Origin of the sequence: Pseudoalteromonas sp. Bsw20308 (genome assembly GCF_000310105.2) — a bacterium.
GTDB lineage: Bacteria > Pseudomonadota > Gammaproteobacteria > Enterobacterales > Alteromonadaceae > Pseudoalteromonas > Pseudoalteromonas fuliginea.
In genome coordinates, this window is record NZ_CP013138.1 from 3144059 (window position 1) to 3157248 (window position 13190).

General features: G+C 37.8%; 15 protein-coding genes. 3 read left to right on the top strand and 12 right to left on the bottom strand.

Annotation, left to right across the window (positions count from 1 at the left end):
• Window positions 1-67 precede the first annotated feature (67 nt).
• Both D172_RS13915 and D172_RS13920 read left to right on the top strand, forming a co-directional pair.
• On the top strand, window positions 68-421 hold the full coding sequence (locus D172_RS13915; RefSeq protein ID WP_007377834.1) for a VanZ family protein: 354 nt from the start codon (window positions 68-70) through the stop codon (window positions 419-421).
• Window positions 414-1316 carry a ketopantoate reductase family protein gene (locus D172_RS13920; protein ID WP_007377835.1) on the top strand — a complete coding sequence of 301 codons (903 nt, stop codon included), beginning with the start codon at window positions 414-416 and terminating at the stop codon, window positions 1314-1316. The genes D172_RS13915 and D172_RS13920 overlap by 8 nt, the downstream gene beginning before the upstream one ends.
• A 24-nt stretch (window positions 1317-1340) precedes the next feature.
• Here D172_RS13920 and thiI read toward each other — a convergent pair whose 3' ends face one another.
• Entirely contained in the window at window positions 1341-2798 is a 1458-nt protein-coding gene (gene thiI, locus D172_RS13925; protein WP_007377836.1) for a tRNA uracil 4-sulfurtransferase ThiI, read from the bottom strand.
• Between the two features lie 97 nt (window positions 2799-2895).
• The gene (locus tag D172_RS13930) at window positions 2896-3549 is read right to left on the bottom strand and encodes a TetR/AcrR family transcriptional regulator (RefSeq protein WP_007377837.1); all 654 of its coding nucleotides are present in this window, start codon (window positions 3547-3549) and stop codon (window positions 2896-2898) included.
• A 194-nt stretch (window positions 3550-3743) separates the two neighbouring features.
• Here D172_RS13930 and coaD point away from each other — a divergent pair, with 194 nt between their 5' ends.
• A complete protein-coding gene (coaD, locus tag D172_RS13935) occupies window positions 3744-4235 on the top strand; it encodes a pantetheine-phosphate adenylyltransferase (protein WP_007377838.1) in 492 nt (163 codons plus the stop codon).
• 33 nt (window positions 4236-4268) lie between these two features.
• On the opposite strand, the gene D172_RS13940 is transcribed toward coaD, so the two are convergent.
• The 10 genes from D172_RS13940 to argC form a co-directional block, all read right to left on the bottom strand.
• Complete coding sequence (locus D172_RS13940; protein ID WP_007377839.1) at window positions 4269-4787, bottom strand: hypothetical protein; 519 nt, start codon at window positions 4785-4787, stop codon at window positions 4269-4271.
• 1 nt (window position 4788) lies between these two features.
• Window positions 4789-5316 (bottom strand): hypothetical protein, encoded by a 528-nt coding sequence (locus tag D172_RS13945; RefSeq protein WP_007377840.1) that lies wholly within the window; start codon window positions 5314-5316, stop codon window positions 4789-4791.
• Window positions 5309-5818 carry a hypothetical protein gene (locus D172_RS13950; protein WP_050484154.1) on the bottom strand — a complete coding sequence of 170 codons (510 nt, stop codon included), beginning with the start codon at window positions 5816-5818 and terminating at the stop codon, window positions 5309-5311. The genes D172_RS13945 and D172_RS13950 overlap by 8 nt, the downstream gene beginning before the upstream one ends.
• A gap of 497 nt (window positions 5819-6315) precedes the next feature.
• Complete coding sequence (locus D172_RS21740) at window positions 6316-6849, bottom strand: hypothetical protein (RefSeq protein WP_033015339.1); 534 nt, start codon at window positions 6847-6849, stop codon at window positions 6316-6318.
• Between the two features lie 16 nt (window positions 6850-6865).
• Entirely contained in the window at window positions 6866-7066 is a 201-nt protein-coding gene (locus D172_RS13965; RefSeq protein WP_007377842.1) for a hypothetical protein, read from the bottom strand.
• 230 nt (window positions 7067-7296) lie between these two features.
• Window positions 7297-9162 (bottom strand): argininosuccinate lyase, encoded by a 1866-nt coding sequence (gene argH / locus D172_RS13970; RefSeq protein ID WP_007377843.1) that lies wholly within the window; start codon window positions 9160-9162, stop codon window positions 7297-7299.
• A gap of 48 nt (window positions 9163-9210) precedes the next feature.
• Window positions 9211-10413 carry an argininosuccinate synthase gene (locus tag D172_RS13975; protein WP_007377844.1) on the bottom strand — a complete coding sequence of 401 codons (1203 nt, stop codon included), beginning with the start codon at window positions 10411-10413 and terminating at the stop codon, window positions 9211-9213.
• Window positions 10410-11342 (bottom strand): ornithine carbamoyltransferase, encoded by a 933-nt coding sequence (locus tag D172_RS13980; RefSeq protein ID WP_007377845.1) that lies wholly within the window; start codon window positions 11340-11342, stop codon window positions 10410-10412. Before D172_RS13980 ends, D172_RS13975 begins: the two co-directional genes overlap by 4 nt.
• Window positions 11343-11349: 7 nt before the next feature.
• The gene (gene argB / locus D172_RS13985) at window positions 11350-12117 is read right to left on the bottom strand and encodes an acetylglutamate kinase (protein WP_007377846.1); all 768 of its coding nucleotides are present in this window, start codon (window positions 12115-12117) and stop codon (window positions 11350-11352) included.
• Entirely contained in the window at window positions 12118-13128 is a 1011-nt protein-coding gene (gene argC, locus D172_RS13990) for an N-acetyl-gamma-glutamyl-phosphate reductase (protein WP_007377847.1), read from the bottom strand.
• Window positions 13129-13190 lie beyond the last annotated feature (62 nt).

Here is a 13190-nt window from a genome sequence, read left to right on the forward strand (position 1 = left end):
TTCAGGTGCGATACTAAATTAGTTTGATATACTTCGGTCTCTTTTTTAAGCGATTTTAGGATTTGTCGTGACAAGGCGTGTTTACCAAGCAATTTTTTTAATTAGCATTGTGGCTTTTACCCTTTTATTTGCTAAAGAAATAAAAGGTGGCGTTGTAAATTTATTCCCTCATGTTGATAAAGTTGCCCATTTTGGGATTTTTTTTATACTAGCCATAATAATGGATAAAGCGTTTAAACTTCCTTTATATGCGCAAATACTTTTATTGGCAGGCTATGGCGCATCTATAGAAATAATGCAAGACGCACTCCCGTATAGGCAGGCATCACTCGGTGATTTTTTTGCTGATTTTGCAGGTGCTGCAAGCTACTTTTTACTTAGAGTAATTTTTACATCTCGAAAAAAGAACCCATATGGCTAATATTTTAATCGTTGGCGATGGTGCTATTGGCTTATTACTTAGCCACTTTTTAAGCGCATCGCATAATGTCAGTGTTTTAACTCGTAAAAGCCCAACAAATACCCGCTTTTATAGTCGAGGTAAAGGGACCTCTAAAAAAATTGACGCTCAATTTATTTCATTAAATCAGCTAAATAAAGCTGCTGAATTTGATGTTGTTTTATTTACTGTTAAAGCTTTTCAAGTACTTGATGCGTTTTCACAAATAAAGCCATTTTTACCAATTCATTGCTCTATTGTACTTTCGCATAACGGAATGGGTAATGTTGATGAGGTAAATAGCCAACTAAACACCCATCAAGCACTCTACTTTTTAACGACAAGCATAGCGGGCTTTAAATCAAACCAATATATTGTGCAACACACTGGTGAAGGACAAAGCGTTATTGGTGGCTGTAATGAGCTAGCACTTCAAAATAGTGCGCCAATAGCTGATATTTTTAAAGTAATACCCAACCTAACATTTACTAATAACATTCAGCAGCTTCGTTTTGAAAAACTACTCGTAAATATTGCCATTAACCCATTAAGCGCTTTAAGTAATGTAAGAAATGGCGAATTACGTGCACCTAAGTACAACACAATAATTTTTAATGCACTCACTGAAGCATGTAATATTGCAAAGGCTCAAGGGCTTAATATTCCATTAATTAAAGCACTCAATACCGCTTATAAAATAATGGAGTTAACCGCAAATAATTACTCATCAATGCAGCAAGATCTAACGTATAACAGAGAAACTGAAATCTCAGCTATATGCGGCTATATTAACCAGCAAGGTAAACTTCACGGTATTCCAACGCCTTACAACGATGAGTTACTTGTCAAAATTAAGGCAAAAAAAAGCGTGGTATAAACCACGCTTACATAAGCTTTAACTTTACGGGCGATAAACTTTTACAGTTTCGAAGCCCTGTTCGTGCAGCATAAGTGCCTGTAGTTGGCTCATTACGCCTCTGTCACAATATAAATAGTAGTCGGTGTCTTTTGGTAAATCACCAAACTTAGTCGCCAGACGAAAGAACGGTAAATGCACCACTTCAACACCGTCGATTTCTAGCGGTGCAGCTTCTTCTTCTTCTGGTGAGCGAATATCAACTACCACAGAGCCTAAAGGTAAATCAGCAACCGATTCCGCTTCTTTAAGTTCTTGTTTGGCTTCAACGTCAATATCACGCACATCCATTATACGTGCGTTATTTACTACGGTATCTAGCACATCAAAATCGAACTTTTCTTCTTCGGCTTCTATTACTTCAATCTTGGCTTTAACTGTCGGTTTTTTAGAAATAACACCACAGTATTCAGGCATTGTTTCTGCCATTTCAGCTGTACCAATTTGGCGAGCAAGATTAATAATTTCTTGTTTATCATTTTGAATTAGCGGGCGTAAAATAAGCGTTTCAGTAACACGGTCAATCACGCTTAAATTCGCTAATGTTTGACTAGATACTTGGCCAATACTTTCACCAGTGACAAGTGCCTGAATGTTTAACTTTTCAGCCACTACACTTCCAGCTCGCATCATCATACGTTTAAGCACAACACCCATTTGGCTGTTTTCAACGTTTTCTAAAATTTCAGCAACAACAGGTTCAAAATCAACCGTTACAAATTTAACTTTATGTGTAGAGCTGTATTTTTTCCATAAGTAGTAACTTGCTTGCTTAACACCAATTTCGTGCGCTGCGCCACCTAGATTAAAGAATAAAAAGTGCGTACGTGCGCCTTTACGAATCATTTGGTAACTTGCTACGCCAGAGTCAAAACCACCTGACATAAGAGAAAGCACGTCTTCTTGCGTTGGTAGTGGAAAACCAGCCATACCAAAATGCGTTTGCGAAACAATGTAAGCTTTGTCGTCTTTTACTTCTAAACGTATTGTTACTTCTGGACGGCTAAGTTTAACGCTTGCGCCTTCAATATGTTGATTCAATCCACCACCAACATAACGCTCTAAATCAGTTGAGGTAAAGTCATGTTGACCTATACGCTTAGCACGCACACAAAAGGTTTTACCTATAATTGTATGCCCAACTAACGCTATTGTTTTTTGGTAAATATCATCAAGAGTTTCGAATTGTGTTTCGGTTACTTCAATAAATTGAACGATGCCAGGTATGCGTTTAAGGCTATCGATAAAATCTAAACGAACTTGCGCATCTTCAAGCTTTGTAACAACTGAAATATTATCCCAGTTATTTCTAACTTGTACTTTTTCGTCAACACGGCGCAATACAATTTTAATGTTATTTTCTAACACTTTAGTAAAGCGTTTACGGACTGAACGGCTTTTAATGGCTATTTCAGGATGTAGTTTGACGATAAATTTAAGCATAGTTCACTCTTAGACTGCGGGAATTCGCGCTCCCAGGCATTTGGCGCGCGATTATAGCAAAAAATTCAGCGTCTAGGAAACAGCCAATGACTAGCGATTAGGCAACAGTTTGCGCGTGTTGTGCTAATTCGGTGTATTTTTCGCGTAGCAGGTTCATTTTATCGATACTTTTATCAGTACTATACGCTCTAAACAATGTAAGTACTTTTAAAATACCGTGATATATATCTTGCTCAGCAAGGGTACCGCTTGGCCTGCGGGCTTTTATATAAGGCGTCCAAAAGCTAACCGTTAGCTTAAGCGTATGGGCTAAATCAATGACATCTTGCTCATCAATTGCAATCATTTCACTGTCGCGAAGCCCCAGTATAATTTTTCGCACTTGTTCTAATAATTCGAGTTGGAAATCAATGTAAGCTTGCTTCAAATCAGCGTCTCTGGCGAGTATATCGCCGAGGTTGTCGTAAAAAAAATGATAGCGCCACATCAATTCAAACAACGAATCTAAATAAGCTGTTAAGTGGTTAAATGCATCGTCATTTTTGTTGATAGGTTTAAATTGCGTACTTAAATGATCGCGATATAACGCAAATATATGACGAATAATGTCTTCTTTATTTTTAAAATGGTAGTAAAGATTACCGGGGCTCATCCCTAAATGCGACGCTATATGATTGGTTGATATTGCACGCTCACCTTGCTCATTAAATAACGAAATACTGGTGTGTATTATTTTATCCTTGGTATTCATACGCTAATACTCTAATTATCTTATGCACTACATTACACTAAAAATAGACCACGCAGTATAAACAAATATTATCGATTAAAACACACTTACTCCTTAACCATCATTAGGAACTGAATAAATAATCTATTTGGGCAAAGCTGATTTGTGCCCTAAACACTGTTAAACTAACGCTAAAATAATAAATAGTGAATATTATGAACGTTACTGCAATTTACCCAGGCACTTTTGATCCGCTTACCAATGGGCACACAGACTTGATTCATCGTGCTGCAAAAATGTTTGATACCGTATTAGTTGCTGTTGCCCACAACCCAAGTAAAAAACCCTGCTTTACCCTAGAAGAACGTGTTGAACTTGCTAATACCATTTTGAGTCATTTAGGTAATGTTAAAGTTATCGGATTTTCAGGCTTGCTGGCTGACCTTGCGCGCGATCATAATGCTAATGTGCTTATTCGTGGTATTAGGGCTGTATCTGATTTCGATTATGAATTTCAGCTCGCAAATATGAACCGTCGCCTAAACCCCGATTTAGAAAGTGTATTTTTAACGCCCGCAGAGCGAAATTCATTTATTTCATCAACACTCGTTAAAGAAGTAGCACGTCACAATGGTGATGTAAGCGAGTTTGTGGACCCTGTAATTGTCAAAGCGCTAAAAACTAAATTGGGCTGTGGTGCCCAATAGTAATTTACTGCGTTAGCGCATAACTCGTATGCGCTAATTTAGCTTTGATATAGATGATGTCTTTAATTTTTTAATTAACCAAACCAGCTTCAGTAAGTCTTTATTGATAATTAATATTAGTGCCATCGTAATATCAATAACAAGCATAAAGAAACCATACAGCATCCACAGCCACCAAAAGTCCCAATTGCCATAAAGAGTATTATCAATATACATGCCCATAAACAGTGAGGCATTGATACAAAGCCCTACAATAAGATAATAAAATCCGTACGGTATTTTACGTCCTAAAAAAATACGCCACATAAGAATAGCGGCAATTGTTAGTACATCAAATATAAACAACTTTAAATGTGGAGCTGCAGTAGTTATGTCCATAAATAAACTAGATGTGTACGAAGCCATCATAATAAAGCAAAGATGAACTCGGCTTTTATCTTGCTTATTAATAGCAATTGATAGAGTGAACAAAAAAGCAAAAACAAAAAGCCATGTAATAAGTATTCCAAAATATTCATTAATTGAATTTAATTGCCAAAATAGACCCTCCATTCTATTCAACCTTTTTATGAATGCTTTTTGTACTGCCAAATAAATAACGTTTTAATGCAACCAAACCTAAAAAGTCTTTATTAATTAGGAGAGCTAAAAGCATTGTTAAATCAGAAATTATTTGCCCGATTACATACAAGGCCCAAAACCACCAGTAGTCTAAATTTCCTAAAACAATACTGTCGTAGTGCATTCCAAAAAAAACAAATGCGTTAAAGCTAAGTCCAACTAAAAGATAATAAAAGGCTATAGGGAGGCTTTTACTAAAATAGCTCCGCCATATAATCAGAAAAAATATAGTTACGATATCAAATATGAAAAGGGTCAAATGAGGTGTGTTGCTAAAGGGATCCATAAAAATACTTGAGGTGTAAGATACCACCATAATGAATGCAAGCTGTGTGCAGCTTTTGTCATACTTGTTAATGCTAATAGACAAATTATATAAAAAAGCAATAACAAAAAACCATGTAATAAAAATAATTATATAGTCGTATAAACCAGCCAGCCTCCATAGAAAGTCAGGCATGGCGTGACCTGTTAAATTTTTCAGTTAAAAATTTAGTAAACTTAACTAAACCTAAAAAATCTTTGTTAAAAAAGAGAATAGTTACCATTGTGAGATCGACTAAATTGATAACTATTAAATAAAAATTCCAAAGCCACCAATAATCAACATTATCTAGTACATAAATATCATAGTGCATAAAAAGGTGCAGGGTTGAATTTATAGTCAAACCAGTTAGAAGATATATATAGGCAACATCCCTTTTTAGAAATCGCCTTAGAAGTGTAAGAGCTATAATAGTTAAAATATCAAAACATAAAAAATCAAGATAAGTTACCGTATTCATATTTGTAAATATACTAAATGAATATGAAACACTCATAACCAAAGACAAATACACTTTTTCTTTATTAGGCTTATTAATCGAATGAGCAAGGGAATACAAAAAGGCCATAAGGAATCCCCATTGTACAAATGCACCTATGTACAAAGAAACTGTTGGGCTAATTAAAAGTTCATTCAATATTTTTCAACTTTTTAAAGTTCAATGCAGCACCCCTTTTAAAAATGGTATTTTTATTGAATACTAGTGAAAGAATCATTAAAACATCGAACATATTTCCGCCAATAGAATAAACACTCCAATACCACCAAGGCTCATAGTTATATAAAACGTATAGGTCATAATATATTACGAGGGTGAGTACAGCATTTATTGTTAACGAAATTATGATTAAGTGAAAAGCTACAGAACGTTGGAGCACTTTGAAGCACTGTAAAGTTAACAAAGCTAAAATTGTAATGAAATCGTAGAGTGCCCAGCTTAAATATAAATTTTCTAATAAATCTATGTAGCCACTAAAAATATATGAGCAGAGCATAAGCGCAGATAAATAAACAGGAGACTTACTTTCCTTATTTATATTAATAGCTAAACAGCATAAGAAAGCCATTAAAAAGACCCCTTTGGGAGAAAGCTCCTACATAATCCGTTAAGGCTTCAGTAACGTACATATTAAACTAGGTTAATTTGTGGGTATCGTTTGATTTGAAGTAACTGAGGGTTTTGTTCTTTAACTTATGAAGACCTAGGAAGTCTCTATCAACAATTAATGCGACTATCATAATTAAGTCCATTAAATTAACTGCGTATGTATAAACATCCCAAAAAAACCATCGTTCCATATTTCCGAATATATACATATCTAAATACATACAAAAAAAGAAAATCGAATTTATAGACAATCCAACAATTAAATACAAAAAAGAAGGTGTTGTTTTTTCGGTTATTTTATATATGCATATTAACGCTAAAATAGTAGAAATATCATACAAAGCCCAATCCAAGTATATTGAGTTTTTAATAGAAAGCCATGTATAGAAGTAGTCAGATAAGGTATAAGATATCATCATAATAAATGAACTGAGCAGAAGAGTTGTACCTCTTTTTAAATCTAATGAGTATACAAACACATTAAAAAAGAAAGTCATCAGAAATCCCCACATCGTAAAAGCAGACAGTGAGAACAACCCAAAAAGCTCAGTTAGAATCATTTAAAACCTTAAATTATTACTTTGGTCTGACAGGCATTACACTGCCCCCGCCACGTTGTAAGCTATCACTACTTGCTGCAGCAATAGCCTCTTGAGAAATACTTACTGTATCAGATTGCAGGGTTTTAGGGCTAGCAGTTTGTTCCATTGCAGGCTTTAATTGTTGTGTTTTATTATATGCTTGCATTTGTACTTGGTTATTCGCTGAAATTTGCATGTTATTAATCCTTATAAAATTATAGTTTGCGCGACTTTTATCACGCTATTATATAGGTAAACATGTTACCTGTTTTAATCTAGGTAGCCATTTTTGCCACCCACCTATAATAAAGCAACCTGTATGCCAACTTTATTTGACACTTTAAAAAATGCAACAGATCAAACCAGTTTGTTTTAGATATAAAAAAACGCACAGGGATAACCGTACGTTTTTTGTATCCAGGGAGTTTAAGCCACGTATTTACACGGGATCTCCACACTTTTACTTGGCTTTAAAATAAATTCCATAGCAACTTCATCGCAATTTTCTTTACGAAGACAAAGCTCACAATCTTTCATTACTTTTTCTGGCAAACTGTCTTTAGTGCAAAAGGTAAAGCGCTGCTTTTCGAAAAAGTCAGGCACACGCGTTAGTACAATCACTCTATTCAGCGCCAGTTTTTTAGCTTTAATTAATAAATGCTCAACGAGTTGCCGCCCCTGCCCAGTAACAACGCTTTGAGGATCAATACCTAAAGAGCGAATTTCAGCAAGACCTGTATCATATATATACAGCGAGGCACAGCCCGATACCTTACCGTTAATTTCAGTGACCGCAAATTCATTTATAGAATGCACCATGTCACTTTTAGCTCTAGGTAGATTTTCGCCAACTGTAGCCCAATGCTGAATGAGCTTAGCTATAGATTCAACGTCATCTAGATTTGCATCACGAACCGTTATTTGCTGTTTTTTTTTGGCTTCTTTAATTGCACCAGTTACTTGCTCAATCGATGTGCCGCCAAGAGCTTGGCGCGCTTTTATACACGCATCAATTTCTAATACCGGGTATACATCGTCTTCAAAAACATCATTAACTGATTTGTATTGCTCAAGCGAAAGCTCTTCTAGCGTTTTATTTTCGCTAATAGCAAGCTGAACAAGGACGCCTACAATGTGGTGCCCCTCTCTAAAAGGTACGCCTCTTGCGACGAGATAATCAGCAAGCTCTGTTGCATTAGCATGACCGCCTTTAGCAGCAGCAAGTGTACGATCTCCTCTTACCTTAACGCCCTTAATACAAGCTTGTGCCATATGAATACACGCAAGCCATGTTGGCATAGCGTCAAATATACCTTCTTTATCTTCTTGCATGTCTTTGTTGTAAGCAAGAGGGAGTGCTTTTAAGGTCATCATCATCGCACTAAACGCGCCAAATACACGACCCGTTTTACCACGGATAAGTTCTAATGCATCAGGGTTCTTTTTCTGTGGCATAAGCGATGAGCCCGATGTCACGTTATCTGCAAGCTCTATAAAACCAGCTTCACCCGAGTTATAAAATATTAAATCTTCTGACATACGCGATAAGTGAATCATCGAAATCGATGCACAGCTTAATAACTCTACAACAAAATCGCGATCAGAGACGCCATCAAGACTATTTTTAGTCGCACCAGTAAAACCCAAACCTTGCGCAAGTGCTTGACGATCAATTGGGTAAGCAGTACCGGCTAATGCACCACTTCCTAGTGGACAAAAATTCATGCGCGCTTTCGCGTCTTGCAAGCGACTTTCATCACGCTCTAGCATTTCTACGTAAGCCATACACCAGTGGCTAAATAATACTGGCTGTGCTCGCTGTAAATGAGTATAACCGGGCAATATAGTACCAAGTTCACGCTCAGCTAAAGATACAAACTCGCCTTTAAGTTGCTCAATTGCTTTTAAAATATGCTCAGCGGTATCACGGCACCATAATCTAAAGTCTGTTGCGACTTGATCATTACGGCTTCGGCCTGTATGTAATTTTTTAGCTAAATCACCTACTTTTTCGATTAATGCAGCTTCAACATGCGAGTGAATATCCTCTGCGCCCGATGTAGCTACAGCGAGTGGATCAGCTTTTACTTCTTCAAGTAACTCATACAATGCTGCAACGAGTTCTTTGTGCTCATCACTCGATAACACATTAACTTGCTCAAGTGCGCCAGCCCATGCCACAGAGCCGATAATGTCTTGCTCTGCTAACTGATAATCGAAGGGAAGAGAGTCGTTAAATTGCTTAAACGCCTCATCTGGACCCGTAGAAAAACGTCCGCCCCATAATGCCATGAAATATCTCCAAACCCTGTATTGCCCCTTTTACAGGGGCGTAATAATTTACTTTTTAGCGAGTGCTGAAATTCTGCTTGAAAGCGAGAATAAACGAATAAAGCCTTCAGCGTGTGATTGGTCATACACATCATCTTCACCAAATGTGGCAAATGCTTCGCTATATAAACTATTTGGCGACTGCTTTTGAACCGCAGTTACTTGACCTTTATATAATTTAAGTACGACTTCACCTGTTGCCACTTTAGAAAGCGCTTCTGCACCGGCTAAAATAGAATCTTTAAGTGGTGTAAACCAGCGGCCGTCATATACTAAATGCGAAAATTCACCACCCAGCACTTCTTTCCATTTACGGCTTGCTTTATCAAGTACTAGCTCGTCAATTGCTTGAAGTGCTGCCATGATAACTGTACCGCCGGGCGTTTCGTAGCAACCGCGTGACTTCATGCCTACTAAACGGTTTTCTACAATATCAACACGACCAACACCATGAGGTGATGCAATATCGTTTAATTTAACTAAACAGTCATATGGTTTAAGTTCTTCGCCATTTACAGCAACCACTTCGCCTTCAACAACTTTTAAAGTTACGAGTTCTGATTTATCTGGTGCTTGCTCTGGAGAATTAGTCCATGTCCATACTTGCTCAGTTGGTTGACACCATGGATCTTCAAGCTCGCCACCTTCGTGTGAAATATGCCATGCGTTAGCATCACGGCTGTAAATTTTTGTCGCTGATGCTGAGCACGGAATGTCACGCTCCGCCAAGTAATCAAGTAATGACTCACGGCTCGATAAGTCCCACTCACGCCATGGCGCAATTACTTTTAAATCAGGTGCGAGTGCTGCAAAGCATGATTCAAAACGAACTTGGTCATTACCTTTACCAGTACAACCATGAGAAAGTGCATCAGCGCCTACTTTACGCGCTATTTCAACTTGCGCTTTAGCTATAATTGGGCGCGCCATAGAGGTACCTAATAAATAAGTGCCTTCATAAATTGAGCCCGTTTTAAGTGTTGGGTAAATGTAATCACTTACCATTTCATCTTTTAAGTCAACTACATAACATTCAGATGCACCAGAGGCAATTGCTTTAGCTTCTACGCCTTCAAGTTCTTCTGCCCCTTGACCTACATCTGCTACAAACGCAACAACTTCACAACCATAGTTTTCTTTTAACCATGGCACAATAGCCGATGTATCAAGACCACCTGAATAGGCTAAAACGACTTTTTTAATTGAACTCATAGGTGTTCCTTAACAAAATTTGGATTTAATAATGTAACTAGCAGAGCATTTTGCGCGTGCATACGATTCTCTGCTTGTTGAATAATTTTAGATGCTGGACCATCCATTACCTCTGAGGTAATTTCAAATTCACGGTGCGCCGGTTGGCAGTGTAATACCGTCGTAGCACCGGTTTGATCTAGCAATGCCTGATTTAGCTGATATGGCATATACTTGGCTTTAACTTGCTCAATTGGTGTTGTATTACCCATTGATACCCAAGTATCTGCGTAAACAACATTTGCGCCAACAGCAGCTTCAACTCTGTCGCTCACCATAACTGATGCACCGTTCATTGCTGCAATCTGCTCTGCTTTTTTAAGTATTTGTGAATCTGGTGAGCACCCTTTTGGTGTTACAGCTACAAAATCTGTACCTAGTGTAGCTGCTAACAACATCAATGAATGAGTTACGTTATTACCTTCACCTAAGTAAGCAACTTTAAGCTCACTTACATCTCCATGTACTTCTTGAAGCGTTAAAAAATCAGCGAGTGCTTGGCACGGGTGATACAAATCACACAAACTATTAACCACCGGTACCGATGAATATTCACCTAATGTAGTTAGCGTACTGTGTTGATTAACACGCGCTACAATCCCGTCAGCCCATGTTGAAATATTAAGAGCGAAATCTTTAATTGATTCGCGTGCACCCATAGCGCCATTTTGCTGATCTAAATAAACCGCGTGACCACCAAGACGATTAATACCTATATCAAATGATAAACGCGTACGTAAACTTTGTTTTTCAAATAACGTTACAACCGATTTACCAGCTAATACTTGGCTGTATTTCTCTGGTTTTACTTTAATGTCTTGCGCTAACTTTAGTAAATTAAGTGCGCCTTCTTGGTCTAATTCTAAACCGGTTAAAAAATTCTTAAACATAATAAACCTATGGTGTAATTTTAGTTCCGACATGCTTGCCTTCAAGCAAGTCAGTTAAATTTTCTGGCTTTTGCCAGCTGGAAATATACACACCGCGTCGTAAATGTTGGGCAGCGTGAAGGCTGGTCTTAACTTTGACCTCCATCCCGCCCACAATTACTCCTTCATCTATTAAAGTATCAATGTGTTTTGTGTCAAGTTGATGTAAGGGCTGCTTATTTGCGTCAAGCACCGCTTCTACATCAGTCATAAAAATAAGTTCTGCGTTTAAATTACTAGCAATAGCCGCTGCAGCTTCATCAGCATTTACGTTATACCAAAGGCCTTGCTCATCAAAACCGATAGAGCTAACGATCGGTAGCCTGCCAATTTTAAGTAAATCGTTAATAATAGAATCATCGTTACTTGTACATTTACCTACTAAACAAAGTGCTTTTAACTTTTGAGTAGCAGTAACACCCGCTTCATACAAACTTAACCCAACCGGTTTATGCCCTGCACTAATAGCCTGAGTCATTAATTGTTTATTGGCACAACCTGCTAGTGCACCTACGATGTAAGGCATTTGCTCTGCAGGGCTGATACGCAAACCTTGGTGCTTAGCACTGGCAAAACCAGCTTCTTTTAGCCAAGTATCAACAAGTGCACCGCCACCGTGTACAATTACAAACTGAGCATTTTGTTGCTCATTAAGTACATCAAACAATGCTTTAGCCGCGTTTTCTGTATTAAGTACAGCACCACCTAGTTTAATAACCCACGTTTTTTTACTCATTTAAAACGCTCCTTTTAAGCCCGTGGTATGCTCTAAATTCATTGATAGATTAATACACTGTAAAGCTTGACCTGCAGCGCCTTTTAATAAATTATCTATTGCTGCAATAACAATTAATTGCGATCCTTGCTGCTGCCAACCAATATCAACATAAGGTTGCTTAGCTACACCTTTTATTGATGGGATTTTATCGCCTAATAAACGAATAAGTGGCTCATCGGCAAGTACCTGATACGCTTGTGTTACTTGCTCACTTGTTACCTCAGGCTTTAACTGCACATAAATAGTTTCTAAAATACCACGAGGAAAATTGCCTAAGTGCGGCGTAAATAAGACTTGGTGACCAAGATGTTGCTCAATTTCAGGACCGTGGCGATGATTAAACAAACCATAAGGTGCAAGCGACACTTCACAAAAATGCGTTCCTACACTGGCTTTACGCCCTGCGCCGGTAACTCCCGATACCGCATTAATAATAATACTCTGTTCGCTTAATAAACCGGCTTGTTGCAAAGGCTTTAATGCATTTAGTGCGGCCGTTGGGTAGCATCCAGCAACAGCGACTAACCGTGCATTGGCAATAGCTTCGCCATTCCACTCAGCTAAACCATAAGCAGCTTTATTTAATAGCTCAGGATGTTGGTGCTCAAAACCATAATATGTAACGTAATCATCATTGCTTGCAAGGCGATAGCCACCAGATAAATCAAATACCTTTTTACCCATTGCTAAAAAACGCGGTGCTAAATCAACACTCACTTTATGGTCTGTACATAAGCACACATAGTCAGCACTAGTTTGAATGTAATCAAAAGCTGATTCACCAAGAGGGAGTAATGGTAAGTCGAGCAAGCCTAGATGTTCAGGATATAAATCACTTAGCAATTTATTTTTATCTAAGCTGCCTTCTGATACATAACAACCCGCTAAAGTTAAGTTTGGGTGTTTAGCAACTAAACTTGCTAACTCTGCGCCGCTGTAACCGCTTGCGCCAATAATCACTACATTCATTTGTTACTCGTTATCTTAAAATTAGTTGTTACTTGTCTATCTTGTTCGCTTAAACTAGCCTT

Bases quoted from the DNA above. Each gene is read 5' to 3' on its own strand.
- D172_RS13920 (WP_007377835.1), top strand. From the start codon at position 414: ATGGCTAATATTTTAATCGTTGGCGATGGTGCTATTGGCTTATTACTT.
- thiI (WP_007377836.1), bottom strand. From the start codon at position 2,798: ATGCTTAAATTTATCGTCAAACTACATCCTGAAATAGCCATTAAAAGC.
- D172_RS13930 (WP_007377837.1), bottom strand. From the start codon at position 3,549: ATGAATACCAAGGATAAAATAATACACACCAGTATTTCGTTATTTAAT.
- coaD (WP_007377838.1), top strand. From the start codon at position 3,744: ATGAACGTTACTGCAATTTACCCAGGCACTTTTGATCCGCTTACCAAT.
- D172_RS13940 (WP_007377839.1), bottom strand. From the start codon at position 4,787: ATGGAGGGTCTATTTTGGCAATTAAATTCAATTAATGAATATTTTGGA.
- D172_RS13945 (WP_007377840.1), bottom strand. From the start codon at position 5,316: ATGCCTGACTTTCTATGGAGGCTGGCTGGTTTATACGACTATATAATT.
- D172_RS21740 (WP_033015339.1), bottom strand. From the start codon at position 6,849: ATGATTCTAACTGAGCTTTTTGGGTTGTTCTCACTGTCTGCTTTTACG.
- D172_RS13965 (WP_007377842.1), bottom strand. From the start codon at position 7,066: ATGCAAATTTCAGCGAATAACCAAGTACAAATGCAAGCATATAATAAA.
- argH (WP_007377843.1), bottom strand. From the start codon at position 9,162: ATGGCATTATGGGGCGGACGTTTTTCTACGGGTCCAGATGAGGCGTTT.
- D172_RS13975 (WP_007377844.1), bottom strand. From the start codon at position 10,413: ATGAGTTCAATTAAAAAAGTCGTTTTAGCCTATTCAGGTGGTCTTGAT.
- D172_RS13980 (WP_007377845.1), bottom strand. From the start codon at position 11,342: ATGTTTAAGAATTTTTTAACCGGTTTAGAATTAGACCAAGAAGGCGCA.
- argB (WP_007377846.1), bottom strand. From the start codon at position 12,117: ATGAGTAAAAAAACGTGGGTTATTAAACTAGGTGGTGCTGTACTTAAT.
- argC (WP_007377847.1), bottom strand. From the start codon at position 13,128: ATGAATGTAGTGATTATTGGCGCAAGCGGTTACAGCGGCGCAGAGTTA.